Here is a 14767-nt window from a genome sequence, read left to right as displayed (position 1 = left end):
GCTGCCTCAAACGCTATGTCATCCGCGAGGTCTACCACCTGCTCCGACCGGCCCCACGAACAGTCTCCGCCGCGAGTTGACAACTATAGGAGCGTCAACGCCCTGATGGAGTCGGCGATCAGGCTGTACAAGACCGAACTGATCAAACCGCGACGGCCCTGGCGGACACTGTCCGAGGTCGAACTGGCCACCGCCGAGTGGACCGACTGGTACAACCACCGCAGACTCCACGGTGAAAATGGCCACATCCCGCCCGTCGAGTATGAGACCAACCACTACCTGACAACCACAAAACCACAGGTCATAACCACCAACTGAGCTCTCTACCGAACCCGGAACGGTTCAAATCGTCACACCGGACACGGCCCACCAGCCCACATCCACAAGATCCTGTTACGGGCTCATAGGGCACCGAGCCGCCATATTGGCGCAATCCGGCAGGCGGAGGAAATGATTCCGCCATGAACTGGGGCCGGAATGAGAAACTGGTGGTCGATTTTCAGCCCCCGCCAGCCAATCTGGCCCCTCTGCCGCGATCTTTCGGTGATCATCTCTTGGGCTCAAGCCATGGGCTGTTTTCGATGTGGAGCGAGGTTGATGGTGGGATGAAATATCATATTCGCCGTTGGGTCATGCCTGTCCTGATAACAGCCCTGTTGGCCAGTGGGGGTGTGCCGGCCGCGTCCGCGCTGCCGGATCGTCTGTCAGCCACCCCGTCAGAGAGCGGTGGGAAGTCGCCGAGCGCGACCCCGGCGCCGGTGGCGCTCTCGCTAGGGCAGAAGCAGGAGCAGGTCCGGAAGCTGGGTGCGTCGTCCTTGCCGAGCCGACCCGCTGGAGCGGCGGTCGCACGTGTCGCGGGACCCGGCACTACGGGGTATCGGCAACTGACGGAAGCTGAGGCGGCTACCACAGGCGGCGGATTGGCGCTGAAGGGGGCGGGCCAGTCGCCGGCCCCGGCGCTTGTCGGGGCTGCGGCAGCGTGGGCCCCCGGTCATCCGTACATCGCGAACCTCCGGTCTTACGCGGACAACCTGCAGAGTGGCAGCACGGGGCTGTCGTGGTGCGCGGCGTGGGACTTCAATCCCGATACACCTTCCGGCATCCTCGGAGGCGGTCGGGGCGCTGTTTCGGTGGTGTTCTACCGGGCGTCGGACAACGCACTGATCGACGCGGCGCAGTGGTCGGTGTACGAGGCGACCGGTTGGTGCTCGTTGACGGCGCAGATCCAGCGGGACGTCAACTACTACGTGGTGGTGACGTACTCCTACAGTGACGGCACCTCGGATCAGCTCATCTCGCCGTCGGCCCCGCCTGTTCCGATCTACGGAGTGCCGGCGAACGTGTCGTTGGCGTGCCCGGGTTCGCCGTCGAGCACGGGCATCGTTCTGGAGTTGGTGAAGTACTGCGGTGACCCGGTGAACACCTCCACCGGAGCCTTCGGTGAGGTCTTCACCGACGGCCAGGTGCCCGGGCCCGGTCGGACGATCCAGCTGACCAGGAGCTACTCGTCGTCCCTGACGTCGAGTGGCGTGTTCGGCAAGGGGTGGGCGTTCCCGTACTCGGCGTCACTGAACGTCGGGCAGACGGTGGTCACGTTCCGCTCGGAGGACGGCTCGCAGAGCGACTACGCGGTGCAGGCCGACGGATCGCTCGTCCCAACCCGGCCTTACGTCCACTCGAAGCTGCAGAAGGTCGCGAACGGCTACCAGCTGACGACGCCCGACCAGCACCAGCTGCTCTTCGACGCGACTGGCCGTCTGACCGCGATGCGCGATCCCGCAGGTGTGGGTATCGCCCTCGCCTACACCGGCAGTCAGCTGACCACCCTCACGGACGCGGGAGGGCACACCGTCACCCTCGCCTACACCGGTGGGCTGCTGACCTCCGCGCCCCTGCCCGGCGCCCGGACGGTCACCTACGGCTACACAAGCGGCCGCCTGACCAGCGTGAAGGACCTTCGCGGGCAGACCACGACGTTCGGCTACGACACCGGCAGCGGACTGCTGACCACCGTCACCGACCCTCTGGGCAAGACACGGATCACCAACGTCTACGACGTCGGCGGGCGGGTGACGACCCAGACCGACGCACTCGGCTCGAAGACCACCTTCCTGTACGACGCGGCGAATCCCGGCACCACCTACGTAACCCATCCCGATGGGGGGATCTGGACGCAGAAGTACACCGACGGAGTGATCAGCTGGCAGTCCGACCCGTACGGGAAGACAACCGCCTACGGCTACGACAGCTCCCTCAACCGAACCTCACTGACCGACGCCAACGGCAAGAAGGCGACGTTCACGTACGACAGTGCCGGCAGTGTCCTGACCAGCACGTCACCCGCTCCGGCCTCCGCGGTAACCACCTGGACCTATGACGCGGGCAACCGCGTCACCTCGCACAAAGACGCCCGCGGCAACACCACCACATACGCGTACAACACCGCCGGCCGGCTCACCACGGCCACCGACCCGGCAGGCGGCAAGACCACCTACACCTACAGCCCGCTCGGCCTGCTCGCCACCCTCACCAGCCCCCGCGGCGGCACAACGACCTACGGCTACGACGCGTCGGGCAACCGCACCTCGGTCACCACACCGCTGGGCGAGAAGACCACCTTCGCCTACGACAGCGCCGGACGCGTCACCAGCAAGACCGACCCGCGGGGAAACCTCAACGGTGCCACCCCGGCGTCCTTCACCACGACCTACACCTACGAACCGGGCGGCCAACTCGCCACTGCGGCAGAGCCCTTGAACAGCACAACGGCGTACACCTACGACGCCAACGGGAACCTGACCACGGTGAAGGACCCGCTGGGCAACACGACGACATACGGCTACGACGCGGCAGGCAACCGCACCTCCGTCAAGGACGCGGCGGGCAACACCACCACGAGCACCTTCGACTGGACCGGCAGCCCTACATCCGTCACCGACGCGCTCGGCAACAAGACCACCTCCACATACGACAAGAACGGCCGACCCGCCACACTCGTCACCGCCCGCGGCAACGCGGCCGGCGCGACCCCGGCTACCTACACCACGACCTTCGGCTACGACGCCGTCGGCAACCGCACCTCGGTCACCGACCCCGTCGGCGCCGTCACCACCGCCACCTACGACGAGGTCAACCGGCCTGTCACCGTGACCGACCCGCTCGGCAACGTCACCACGACGACCTACAGCCCGACCAACCAGGTCCTGACCATCACCGACCCGACCTCCGCCAAGGCCACCTACGGGTACGACGCGCTCGGCCGCCTGACGAGCGTCACCGACGCGCTCGGCAAGGCCACGACCTACGGCTACGACGCCGGCAGCAACCGGACCTCACTGACCACACCCCTGGGCAACAAGACGACCTGGTCCTTCGACACCGACGAACGCCTGACCACCATCGTCGACGCACGCGGCAACGCGGCCGGCGCCACACCCGCCACCTACACCACGACCTTCGGCTACGACGCCGCGGGCAACCGCACCACCGTCAAGGACCCACTCGGCAAAACCACCACCACGGCCTACGACGCCCTCAACCGCCCCACCTCCGTGACCGACCCGCTCAACCGCAAAACGACCACGGGATACGACACCGCCGGGCGCGTGACGACAGTGACCGACCCGGCCGGAGCGGTGACCACCAACGCGTGGAACACCGTCAACGACCGGACATCCCGCACCGACGCGAACAGCCACATCACCACCTACACCTACGACGCGCTCCACCGGCCGGCCACCGTCACCGACCCGCTCGGCAACAAGGTCACCTACGGCTACGACCCGGAAGGGCACAACACCACCCTCACCAACGCACGAGGCCTGACCACCAACACCAGCTTCGACCCGCGCGGCCTGCCGACCGGCACCAGTTACTCCGACACCACCCCGGCGATCATCCGAACCTACGACAACGCCGGCCGGACCAAGACGATCACCGACCAGACCGGCACCCGCACCCTCACCTACGACAAGGCCAACCGGCTGCTGACCACCACCGCACCCGGAGGCGGCACGGGCTTCACCTACACCTACGACCTCCGAGGCAGCGTCAGCAGCCGGCAGCTCCCGGACGGCGAGAAGCTCACCTACGGCTACGACGACGACGGCCGCCAGACCTTGCTGACCGCCGACGGCGCGAGCACCTCCTACGCCTACGACCCCGCCGACAACCTCACCAAAACCACTCTGCCCGGCACCAACGGCCACACCGAGGCCCGCGCCTACGACGCCGCCGGCCAGCTCGCCGCTATCGCCAGCACCAAGGGCGCCACCACCCTCGCCTCCTGGCAGCTCACCCGTGACGCGGCCGGCCAGCCCACCAGCGTCAACGTCAACCGCCTCGGCCTGGGCACCGGAGTCCAGAACTACACCTACGACCAGGCCGGACGCCTGACCTCGGGCTGCCCCGTCGCCCCGAACACAGTCGGCTGCACCGCCGGCGCCCTGACCTACACCTACGACAAGGTCGGCAACCGCCTCACCCAGACCGACCCCTTCGGCACCACCACCCACACCTACGACGCAGCCGACCAACTCACCAAGAGCACCATCGGATCGGCCAGCACCACCTACACCTACGACGCCGACGGCAACACCACCGGCGTCAACAACCCGTTCCAAGACCAGACGATCACCAGCGGCACCGTCCTTGCCTCCGGCGCCGTCGTGGCATCCAACAGCGTCCGCCTGATCATGCAGGCCGACGGCAACCTCGTCCTCTACCAGATCGACACCGGCCTGGCCGCCTGGTCCAGCGGAACCGCCGGCCACCCCGGCGCGCACGCCACCATGCAGGCCGACGGCAACCTGGTGGTCGCGGACAACACCGGTAGCCCCCTGTGGAGCAGCAACAGCGCCGGCCACACCGGGGCCTACGCGAAGGTCCAGGACACCGGCAGCCTCGTCGTGTACGACACCGCCAAAGCAGTGCTCTGGTCGTCCGGGACCTACCAGGAGCGCCTGGCCTTCCACACCACCACCTACACGTACGACGCCGCCGGGCACCTCAGCACCTCGGCGGGCTACCGCAACTTCGCGTTCACCTACGACGCCGACGGCAACCGCGTCACCACCAAGACCAACGGCACCCTGTCCCGCAGCCTCACCTGGGACGTCAACAACCCCCTGCCGCAGATCGCCACCGAGACCAACGCCACCGGAGCGTTGATCGGCGACTACACCTACGACCCGCTCGGCCTGCCACAGAGCCAGCACAATCCCTCCGGCACCTACTACCACCACCACGACTGGCTCGGCTCGGTCACCGACACCACCAGTTCAACCGGCACCCAGCAAACCCGCACCGCCTACGACCCCTACGGGCAGTCAGGCACCGTCACCACCGCCACCGGAGCCCCCGCCACCCCCTTCGGCTTCGCCGGCCAGTACAACGACCCGGTCAGCCCCGGCAAGCAGTACCTCCGCGCCCGCGAGTACGACACCGCCACCGGACGCTTCACCAGCCGCGACCCCATCCCGTCGCCGGCCACCGCCCCGTACGGATCCGCGTACTCCTATGCCTCCGGGGCACCCACCATCTACACCGACCCCAGCGGCCTGACCCCGCAGGACACCGACCCATCGAAGATGGGTGTCCTCGACGCGATCGGCAACGGACTCGCCACCGGCGCCAAGATGCCGTTCGAGTTCGTCGGCGACATCTACAACGCCTTCACCGGCAACAACGGCGGCGCCGGGGCCTTCGCCGACAAGTACGTCCCCATCCGACCCGCCTACGCCTATTACACAGCCGCAGCCAAACTCCGCGAGCTCGGCTGCAACAACGTCGCTGAGCAGGTCGAGAAGCACGCCGACGAACTCGCCTCCCAAGTAGCCGTCGTCGGCCTCGGCGGCCTCGAAGCGTGGGCCAAGCCCAGGTTCAGCACGCGCGGCCCCAACGTGACAACCGCACTCGGCATGCCCGGACTCGGCAGCGAACTCACCCAGGACATCGCCCAGCACGGAGCCGTCACCGGAATCCCCGAACTCAACCTCTGGGGCCTGAAGATCCGGGACCGCGGGCTAGCCTTCGAGGACAAGATGGGGATGAGTAACCTGCCCGACGGCTTCAAGGGCTTCGACCACTTCGACGCCGAGACCCACACAGCCCTCAGCCTCAAGTCACTCGACACCACCGCCCCCAGCTACCAGACCGCAGCCGCTATCTTCAACCGGTTGAAGGAAGGAATCGACAACGCTCAGCGATACGCCGGCGACTACAGGCACCCCGATGTGATCCCTGCCGGCGACATCAAGAATCGTCTGGTGTACGTAGTGATCAACGGGAGCAAGGACCTGACGCCAGCCCAACTCGACGGCATGAAGCGCGCAGAGGACTATGCACACAACAACGGAGTCGTGCTGCTTTTCGGCAGTTCGACAGGCTGACCGGCAGGAGATCAGGCGTGGGCTATGACTTCCATATCACCCGTGCGCAGGATTGGACTCAGAGCCCAGCGCATCCGATCGATATCAACGAGTGGGAGGAGGTAGCGACCCATTCCCCACTGCTCGAGGAGGGCGCTCCGTGGGAGTCAACGGACTTGGGCATGGAGAGAACTTTCAATGTCCCTGGCGAGACCGCAGTGTTCGCATGGTGGCGTGGAAGGATCGATATTAAAGGGCACTTCAGTGACAAGACCGAGGAAGCTGCCGAAGCACTGGCGAAAATCCTCGGCGCGCACGTACTAGGCGACGACGACTAGCATCTGACCCAGGGGCGTTTCAAAGTCCCGGTGATCACGTGAGTCCGCAGATCAGAGGGGCCTGGAGGGTCCAGGTCGGCCCGTCACGTACGCATCGAAGCTCCAGTTGAACGAGGTGACCTTGCCAAGTCGCCTTGAACCGCTGGAGCTTCGATGTGCCGCCAGTCTGCCACCCTCTCTGTGCCGCAGGATCGCGACCGGCGATTGGGCGCCGGGCACGCGGCTGCCGTCCCGGGCGAAACTCGCCGCCGAGTACGGCGTCGGCGACTCGGTCGTCCAGCGCGCCCAGGAGAGCCTGATCCGCGCCGGTCTGCTGAACGGCCGGGCAGGATCAGGCACCTTCGTCCCCGAGCCCAGCCCCCGGTTCACCCTCCATCTCTCGACAGAGCAATGCTCAAGACCTGTGGATCGGTTCCGGGAGGGCATGCGGAGGGCGTACCTTCCCGAATGATCCTGTGACGGTCACCGAGTAGGCCCGCGTTCGCAGCGCGGGTCGGGAAGGCACGCCCGTGCTCAGCGTAGTCAATGCCGACGGTTCCACCGAGTCCGGCTCCCTGATCGACGAGATCGTCCGCGAGGGTGCCCGCCGGATGCTGGCCGCCGCGCTGGAGGCGGAAGTCAACCAGTACATAGCCGAGTTGACCGGCGAGCGCGACGAGTTCGGGCGCCGCCTGGTGGTCCGCAACGGGCGCCACCGTCCCCGCACGGTGGCCACCGCCGCCGGTCCGGTCGAGGTCACCGCGCCTCGGGTGAACGACCGCCGCGTGGACGAGGCAACCGGCGAGCGGATGCGGTTCTCCTCGAGGATCCTTGCGCCGTGGTGCCGCGAGTCGCCGAAGGTCTCCGAGGTGCTGCCGCTGCTCTACCTGCACGGACTGTCGTCCGGGGACTTCGTGCCCGCGCTGGAGCAGTTCCTCGGCTCGGCCGCCGGCCTGTCCCCGGCCACGGTGACCCGGCTGACGAAGCAGTGGGGCGAGGATCATGTCGCCTTTCAGGCCCGGGACCTGTCCGACCGTGACTTCGTCTACGTGTGGGCCGACGGCGTGCACCCCAAGGTCCGCCTCGGCCAGGCCCACTCGTGCGTGCTGGTCCTGCTGGGCGTGCGCGTGGACGGCAGCAAGGAGCTGATCGCGCTCGCGGAGGGGCTGCGGGAGTCCACGGAGTCGTGGGCGGACCTGTTGCGGGACTGCCGCCGCCGGGGCATGCGCGACCCCGAACTGGTGGTCGGTGACGGCGCGATGGGCCTGTGGAAGGCACTGCGGGAGGTGTTCCCCGCCACCCGGCATCAGCGCTGCTGGGTCCACAAGGCCCGCAATGTCACGAACGCCCTGCCGAAGTCCGCACAGCCGGGCGCGACGAAGGCGATGCAGGAGATCTACAACGCCGAGGACCGCGCGCACGCCGAGAAGGCGATCGAGGCGTTCGCGCGCACCTACGGCACCAAGTGGCCCAAGGCCGTCGCGAAGATCACCGGCGACCGGGAGGAACTGCTGGCGTTCTACGACTTCCCGGCCGAGCACTGGATCCACCTGCGGACCACGAACCCGATCGAGTCGACGTTCTCCACGGTCAAGCTCCGCACGAAGGTCACCCGCGGCGCGGGCAGCCCGGCCGCCGCACTCGCAATGGTGTTCAAGCTGGTCGAGTCCGCTCAGGCCCGCTGGCGGGCGATCACCGGGGCTCACCTGGTCGCGCTGGTCCGAGCGGGCGCCAGGTTCGAGAACGGTGTCCTGGTCGAACGCCCCGAGGCGGTGGCCGCATGACTCGTCCGATGCACGGCGCGCTGCACCACGTCGAGCTCTGGGTGCCCGACCTCGACCGCGCCCTCGCCTCCCTCGGGTGGCTGCTTCAGACGCTGGGCTACACCGTCTCCCAGAGCTGGGACGCGGGCCGCAGCTGGCTGCTGGGGACGACCTATCTCGTTCTCGAACAGTCCCCGGCCCTCACCGCCGACCGGCACGAGCGTTGCCGTCCGGGGCTGAACCACCTGGCGTTCCATGTCGAAAACGCTTCCACGGTCGAGGAGTTGGCCACCGAGGCGGCCCAGCACGGCTGGCGCCTAATGTTCCTCGACCAACACCCCCACGCCGGCGGCGAACAGCACTACGCGGCCTACCTGGAGAACAGCGACGGCTTCGAGATCGAGCTCGTCGCGATCAGCCCACTCGACCAGAGCTGAGCTCAACTGATCCACAGGTATTGACAATTACTCCGTCCCGCCAGCCCGCTACTGAGCCCGACCCTCGCCCCAGCCCGCGGCGCACGACGACTCTGACCCGCGCCAGGCCGTGACCCAACTTCCCTTTCCTCTAATGGAGTTCATCATCAACGATGACGAGTACGAGGCCCTCCTCGGCCTCGACGGCTTGGAACCGGCCACCGCGGACGACGAAACTGCGGAGGACTACTGGGTGTCGGACTTCCGCAGCCTCACCCTGGTCTCCGAGCACCACCGTCCCGGGCGCCTGCTGGACGGTGTCAGCAGCAGCTACCTCGTCGTCCACGACGGCACGGTCACCTGGGACGTGCCGGGACTGCCGCAGCTGAAGGCCCTCCACATCCGCCGGGACCACGCCGCCGGAGAGTTCCGCTTCGAGACGTCCAACCACGCACTGCTCTGCCTCGCCCACCACTGGCTCATCCAACGCGGCGCCGACCCCACCGAAATCGCGAAGCTCGTGGACGAGTTCAGCACGCCGGGCAACGCCGCCACCACCGCCCTCGAACACCGCATCCGCTCCCACCCCGAGCCGATCGACACCACCGACTCCTACACCAGCGACATGACCATTCCCGCCGAACGCTCCGCCCACCCCGAACGCGCGCAGCCGGACGGGCTGGTCTACGACTGGTACACCTGGGTTGTCCTCCCCACTCCCGGCACCCCCACCGTGCGGGTCCTGTTCGAGGACATCGACTTTCTGGGCGGCACCTACACCCTCACCGAGGGATTGTTCCCCGACTCCGACGCCTTCGACGGGTGGACCCAGGACCCGCGCCAGCCCATGCCGCCCGCACCGGCCACCCCACTGCCCCGCAGCGCCGCCGCGACCAGTCGCTCACCCTTCATCCCGGGCCTGGTCGTCCCCACCGCGTCCCCACCACCGCGGCCGCCACTCCCACCGAGCTCCCGACCCGGAGCCGACCCGCCCATCCCCTGGAGGCACCCATCGCTGACCCGCACAACCGGTCCGTGAAGGTCGTCCCCCGCCGACTGGCCGGACCCGGCACCCCCCGCAGGGTCTGGTCCGCACTCAAGCTCCGCCGCTGGCTCCCGGTGGACTGGCACACCGAAGACGAGAGCATCGGGTTCATCTCCCCCGGCTTCGACCTCGTCGTCACAGGCCCCGACCGGGACGCCAAGGCAGACTGGACGATCTCCGCCCACCCCGACGGTCCCCTGCACCCGGCAAGGTGGAAGGCCACACTGGCCGCCGCCACGCCATCCGAGATCGTCACGGACGTGCTCTCCCAGCTCCTGCCGCTCCGAACGCGAGACCGCCGATCAGCGCTCGAAGGCCCCCACGACCTCCAGGGCTTCTTCGCCTCGATCGCGGACGCGGGCTGGGAGCAGGTCCTCACCGACGACGGGTGGGCGCACCAGCACTCGCCCGACACCGGCGTCGAGAGGATCGAGGTCTGACACCGCATCCCCCGCTCATGGAGTCCCTCCGACGAGGACAGCGTCACCACCATCAGCGTCGGAGGGGCCATCGGCCGGGGAATGGGTCCGCACCTGTGGCGGGCGGCCTTCTCCCGCCGCACACCCGAGCACCTGGTCGCCGCGGTCATGAAAGCCGCGGTCTCCCCCAGGGCCGCCCGGCGAAGGGCAGGCGAGCTCCCCGAGCACCTTCGTGCGGCGGTCACGACCTCGGTCCCTGCTCCGGCACCGGACTCCCGATCCGCCGGCAGCTTCGCTCCCGATGATCCGGCCGCCGCCTCCCAACTCCTGTACGACACCTGGGAGGACGTCGTCGAGGACGAGGTCGGCAACTTCCAGTTCCGCAGCCCGTGCGGGCAGGTGACCGTCCTGGACACCCCCCAAGACCGCCACGACGTGGCCTGGAGCAGCCGCTGGTCCATCACGGTAAAAGGAGACGAGCCGCCTGCCCGCTTCGGCGAGGCTCAACGTGTCAGCTGGAAAGCCCAGTTCACGACCCACACCCCGCCGACCGTCGTCGCCGCTGTCGCCGCGGAGGTCACCGAGAGCCTGCGCGACCTCGACCACCGCGACCTCGACCGGCACGCACTCCTGGGCGCCTTCGAGCTCGGCCCCGGACCCTGGCCGGCACCCAACCGCTCCTACCGGCCCGACCCGGTCCCGGGCTCGCGCGACCCCGTCCTCGCCCACGCCCGGCTCCGCCTCCAGGGCTGGGAGCCGAAATTTGTGGTGGCCCCCATAGTGCATTTCACCCGCGATCAGTACTGCTTGCTATCGCTGTCGTCGTAGTCGGTGGTCCCGCCGTCCAGCAGCGGAGTCTCCGCCGGCTGCTTCATGTGCGCCGGCGCCATCGCCCGCAGGACGTGATAGCCCGTCAGGACGATGATGGTGCCCAACGCGATGCCGGACAGCTCGAAGTCGTCCGTGAACTTCAACGTCACGTTGCCGATGCCGACGATCACCCCCGCCGCGACCGGCACCAGGTGAAGCGGGTTGGTGAGGTCGACCTTGTTGTGCACCCAGATCTGCGCCCCCAACAACCCGATCATCCCGTACAGCACCACCGTGATCCCGCCCAGCACCCCGCCCGGGATCGCCGCGATCACCGCACCGAACTTCGGGCACAGACCGAACAGGATCGCGAAACCGGCCGCGCACCAGTAGGCGGCCGTCGAGTACACCCGGGTCGCGGCCATCACACCGATGTTCTCCGCATACGTCGTCGTCGCCGGCCCGCCGACCGCCGTGGACAGCATGGTCGCCGCACCGTCCGCCATGATCGCGGTGCCCATCCGGTCGTCCAGCTGATCCCCCGTCATCTCACCGACCGCCTTCACGTGCCCGGCGTTCTCCGCGATCAACGCCACCACCACCGGCAACGCCACCAACACCGCGGACAGCGAGAAACTCGGCGCGTGCAGGGTCGGCAGACCGAGCCAGTCCGCCTTCCCCACCGCCGACAGGTCCAGGCGCCAGTGGTCGACCACCTGGCCCGCACCGTTCGCCGAGTTGATCTGCCCCAAGACCCGGTCCAGCAGCCAGGAGACCGCGTACCCGAACACCAACCCCAGGAAGATCGCGATCCGCGACCAGAACCCCCGCAGCACCACCAACGCCAACCCCGTGAACGCCATCACCAGCAACGCCGTCCACTGGTCCTGCGGCCAGTACGTCCCTGCCGCCACCGGCGCCAGGTTGAACCCGATCAGCATCACCACCGCACCGGTCACCACCGGCGGCAGCACCGCGTGGATCACCCGCGCACCCAACGCCTGCACCAACCCACCGCAGGCCGCCAGCACCGCACCCACCACCAACAGCGCACCCGTCAGCGTCGCCGCGTCCCCGCCCTGCGTCTTGATGACCGCCGCCACCCCGACGAACGACAGGCTCGACCCCAGGTACGACGGAATCCGACCCCCCGTCACCAACAGGAAGAACACCGTCGCCACACCCGACACCATCACCGCGAGATTGGGGTCCAACCCCATAAGAATGGGCGCCACAAAAGTGGCCCCAAACATAGCCACCACGTGCTGCGCCCCGAGCCCGACCGTCCGCCCCCACGACAACCGCTCGTCCGGCCGCACCACCGCCCCGGGCCGGGGGCTCCGCCCGTCCCCGTGCACCTTCCAGCCGAACCCCGCCATGCTCCCGCGCCTCCTCGTACCCACGCCCGCTGGCCAGCGGGCACATCAGAGGGTCAGCTGATCATGGCCACGCCCCCACCGCCAACCCCTCCGAAGCGCACGAGTGACCACCCCCTGACCTCCCGTCAGATCGCCGGCCCCCGGTGCACCGGGCGCAACGCCGTTCACCGGATCGGGTGATAAGCACCGCCCATCCGTCACACAGAGTGTCCGAATTGGCATCAAACCGTTACTCATGGGAGGCAGAGCGGCGGGAGGTGCCGAGGATGACGCGCTTCGACGTCAACCGTCCCGGCCTCCCCTGGTACGCCGCGGCGCTCGTCGCCACCCTGGCCCTGCTCCACACGATCCTGAGCAGCACCCAACCGCACCTGCCGATGGGTCACCCCGATCACTGCCGGACCGTGGTGACAGCCGTGGCCGCGACCACCGGGGAGGACCGCACCGATGCGGCGGTGCCGCACGGGGACCGTCCGGGCCGCGGCCAGTGTGCGGTGGACATCCACAAGGGCGGTCGGCACTCCTCGCCCCAGGTCCGTGCGGTGGTGTCCGCCGTGGCCGTGGGCGTCACCGCCGGAGCCGCCGAGCAGCCCCGGACCCGCTACCGGGAGCCGGGCACCCCACGCCCCGCGCCCAACTCCTCGACGGTCCTGCGCTGCTGACGGAGCCCGCACGCCGCCCGCCCGACCGGCGTGCGACGTGCGGCCGTACCCCGTCCTCACACCGGCACATCCGCAGGAGAGCTCCGTCATGCCCGACCACTACTTCGCCATGGGCGCGCTCGTACGCGCCGAGGCCACCCGCCACACCGACGCCCACCCGCCGCAGGCCTCCCGGCCGACGGCTTCCCCCCGGCCGGCGCCGCAGGTGAGCGGTTCACCCGCACCCGCCGCCGTGTCCCACCCCGCCGCGCCCCCGAAGTCCCTCCGGTCGGCGCTCGCGGGCGCCCTCCGCACCCTGCGGACGGTCTTCGGGTAGGGCACCCAGGGAGGGGACGGGCGGGTGGACCGCCCGGCCCGTCCCCGGCCCCCGCTGCCCGGGGACGGTCGGCGGCCTGCCCTGGCGGAGCGATCGTCACCGCGCGGCGGCGGGCGGCGGTGCCATCGCCCAGCGGACGAGCGCGGTGACGGCCCGCCCGGCCGGCCGCACCACGGCCGCTTCCACCACCGGTTCCACCACCGGGAGTTGCGGCAGGCGCAGCTCCGCCCGGGCCCACCCGGGCAGCAGGGCGACCGCAGCGGCGGCGAGCATCCCGTAGGCGGGGCGGGCCAGGAGCGGTACGGGCGGGTGGAGGAGCAGGAACCGCGCCGCTTCGAACGCGTCCGCCCCTGCGGCGAGTTCGGGCCGGTAGGCGTCCAGGCACTCCGCCAGCTCCGCCCGGTCCCGGGGCGGGTCCGCCGCTCCCAGGGCGCGGGCGATGCGGGCCGCGCTCGCGACATACGCGTCGTACCCGTCGGGCCGCAGGGGCGCGGCGCCGTACAGCTGATGGGCCCTCAGGAAGCTGTCGACCTCCGCGGCGTGCACCCAGCACAGCAGGTGGGGGTCACCCGCCCAGTACGGCGTGCCGGAGGCGGTGGTGCCGCGCATGTGCCGGTGGACGGCGCGGACCCGGTCGACCGCCTGCTGTGCGTCGGCGGCGGTGCCGAAGGTGGTGACGGCGAGGAAGGTGCTGGTGCGCTGCAGCCTGCCCCACGGGTCGCCGCGGAACCCGGAGTGGGCGGCGACGGCCGCCATCGCCGACGGGTGCAGCGACTGCAGCAACAGCGCCCGCAGGCCGCCCACGAACATCGAGGCGTCACCGTGCACGGTGCGGATCGGGTCGTGCGGGCCGAACCACCGTTCCCCCGGCGCCTGGTGGATGCGCGCCCGGGTGGCCGCTCCGTCGGGGCCCGCCACCCGGGCGAAGATCTCGGCGCCGAGCCGCGCTCGCAGCCCCGACGGCCGCACGGTCGCCTCCGGCCCGGCCTCCATGCCCCCACGGTACGCCGGACGCGGACGGCCGCCCCCACGCGGAACAGAGGCTCCGCAAATGGTGGTGCCCGACGTGTCGCCCGCCCCGGGGCGGGTAGTCGCCCCTGCGGAAGGTGGTCGCGTCCGAACCGCGAAGGGAGTGGTGACCGTGGGAATCCCGCCCGGCGACCCGGTACCGCCCAGCCCCACGCCGATGCCGGGACCGGGCCCGGCGCCCGGTCCGTCTCCCGGCCCGGTTCCGGCGCCCGGCGGCCCGGACCCGGTCCCGCCCGGGCCGCC

13 protein-coding genes are annotated in these 14767 nt (G+C 69.3%); 11 read left to right on the top strand and 2 right to left on the bottom strand.

Going from position 1 to position 14767, the window contains the following annotated elements; genetic code table 11:
- The 9 genes from ACZ6ZR_RS36340 to ACZ6ZR_RS36300 form a co-directional block, all read left to right on the top strand.
- On the top strand, window positions 1–318 hold a 318-nt coding region (locus ACZ6ZR_RS36340; RefSeq protein ID WP_465649936.1), incomplete at its 5' end, for an integrase core domain-containing protein.
- Window positions 319–1130: 812 nt separating this feature from the next.
- Window positions 1131–6389 carry a DUF6531 domain-containing protein gene (locus tag ACZ6ZR_RS36335; protein WP_465649934.1) on the top strand — a complete coding sequence of 1753 codons (5259 nt, stop codon included), beginning with the start codon at window positions 1131–1133 and terminating at the stop codon, window positions 6387–6389.
- Window positions 6390–6406: 17 nt separating this feature from the next.
- Window positions 6407–6706: a hypothetical protein gene (locus ACZ6ZR_RS36330; RefSeq protein ID WP_465649932.1), complete on the top strand. Its 300-nt coding sequence runs from the start codon at window positions 6407–6409 to the stop codon at window positions 6704–6706.
- Between the two features lie 115 nt (window positions 6707–6821).
- On the top strand, window positions 6822–7157 hold the full coding sequence (locus tag ACZ6ZR_RS36325) for a winged helix-turn-helix domain-containing protein (protein WP_465649938.1): 336 nt from the start codon (window positions 6822–6824) through the stop codon (window positions 7155–7157).
- Window positions 7158–7215: 58 nt separating this feature from the next.
- Window positions 7216–8469: an IS256 family transposase gene (locus tag ACZ6ZR_RS36320; RefSeq protein ID WP_465649930.1), complete on the top strand. Its 1254-nt coding sequence runs from the start codon at window positions 7216–7218 to the stop codon at window positions 8467–8469.
- Window positions 8466–8885 (top strand): VOC family protein, encoded by a 420-nt coding sequence (locus tag ACZ6ZR_RS36315; RefSeq protein WP_465649928.1) that lies wholly within the window; start codon window positions 8466–8468, stop codon window positions 8883–8885. The genes ACZ6ZR_RS36320 and ACZ6ZR_RS36315 overlap by 4 nt, the downstream gene beginning before the upstream one ends.
- A 133-nt stretch (window positions 8886–9018) precedes the next feature.
- Window positions 9019–9903, top strand: a complete 885-nt coding sequence (locus ACZ6ZR_RS36310; RefSeq protein ID WP_465649926.1) for a hypothetical protein — start codon at window positions 9019–9021, stop codon at window positions 9901–9903.
- Between the two features lie 80 nt (window positions 9904–9983).
- On the top strand, window positions 9984–10349 hold the full coding sequence (locus tag ACZ6ZR_RS36305; RefSeq protein ID WP_465649925.1) for an SPDY domain-containing protein: 366 nt from the start codon (window positions 9984–9986) through the stop codon (window positions 10347–10349).
- An 81-nt stretch (window positions 10350–10430) separates the two neighbouring features.
- On the top strand, window positions 10431–11156 hold the full coding sequence (locus tag ACZ6ZR_RS36300) for a DUF317 domain-containing protein (RefSeq protein ID WP_465649923.1): 726 nt from the start codon (window positions 10431–10433) through the stop codon (window positions 11154–11156).
- Here ACZ6ZR_RS36300 and ACZ6ZR_RS36295 read toward each other — a convergent pair.
- Window positions 11126–12517, bottom strand: coding sequence for a uracil-xanthine permease family protein (locus ACZ6ZR_RS36295; protein ID WP_465649921.1), 1392 nt, complete (start codon window positions 12515–12517; stop codon window positions 11126–11128). The two genes, ACZ6ZR_RS36300 and ACZ6ZR_RS36295, sit on opposite strands and share 31 nt — an antisense overlap.
- 266 nt (window positions 12518–12783) lie before the next feature.
- Here ACZ6ZR_RS36295 and ACZ6ZR_RS36290 point away from each other — a divergent pair, with 266 nt between their 5' ends.
- Complete coding sequence (locus ACZ6ZR_RS36290; RefSeq protein ID WP_465649919.1) at window positions 12784–13179, top strand: hypothetical protein; 396 nt, start codon at window positions 12784–12786, stop codon at window positions 13177–13179.
- Window positions 13180–13267: 88 nt separating this feature from the next.
- Window positions 13268–13495 (top strand): hypothetical protein, encoded by a 228-nt coding sequence (locus tag ACZ6ZR_RS36285; protein ID WP_465649917.1) that lies wholly within the window; start codon window positions 13268–13270, stop codon window positions 13493–13495.
- A gap of 96 nt (window positions 13496–13591) precedes the next feature.
- Here ACZ6ZR_RS36285 and ACZ6ZR_RS36280 read toward each other — a convergent pair whose 3' ends face one another.
- The gene (locus ACZ6ZR_RS36280) at window positions 13592–14488 is read right to left on the bottom strand and encodes an oxygenase MpaB family protein (protein WP_465649916.1); all 897 of its coding nucleotides are present in this window, start codon (window positions 14486–14488) and stop codon (window positions 13592–13594) included.
- Window positions 14489–14767 lie beyond the last annotated feature (279 nt).

The organism is Kitasatospora sp. NPDC088742, assembly GCF_055584905.1.
Note: the sequence above shows the minus strand (reverse complement) of the source record. Positions and strands in the feature narration are given on the sequence as shown.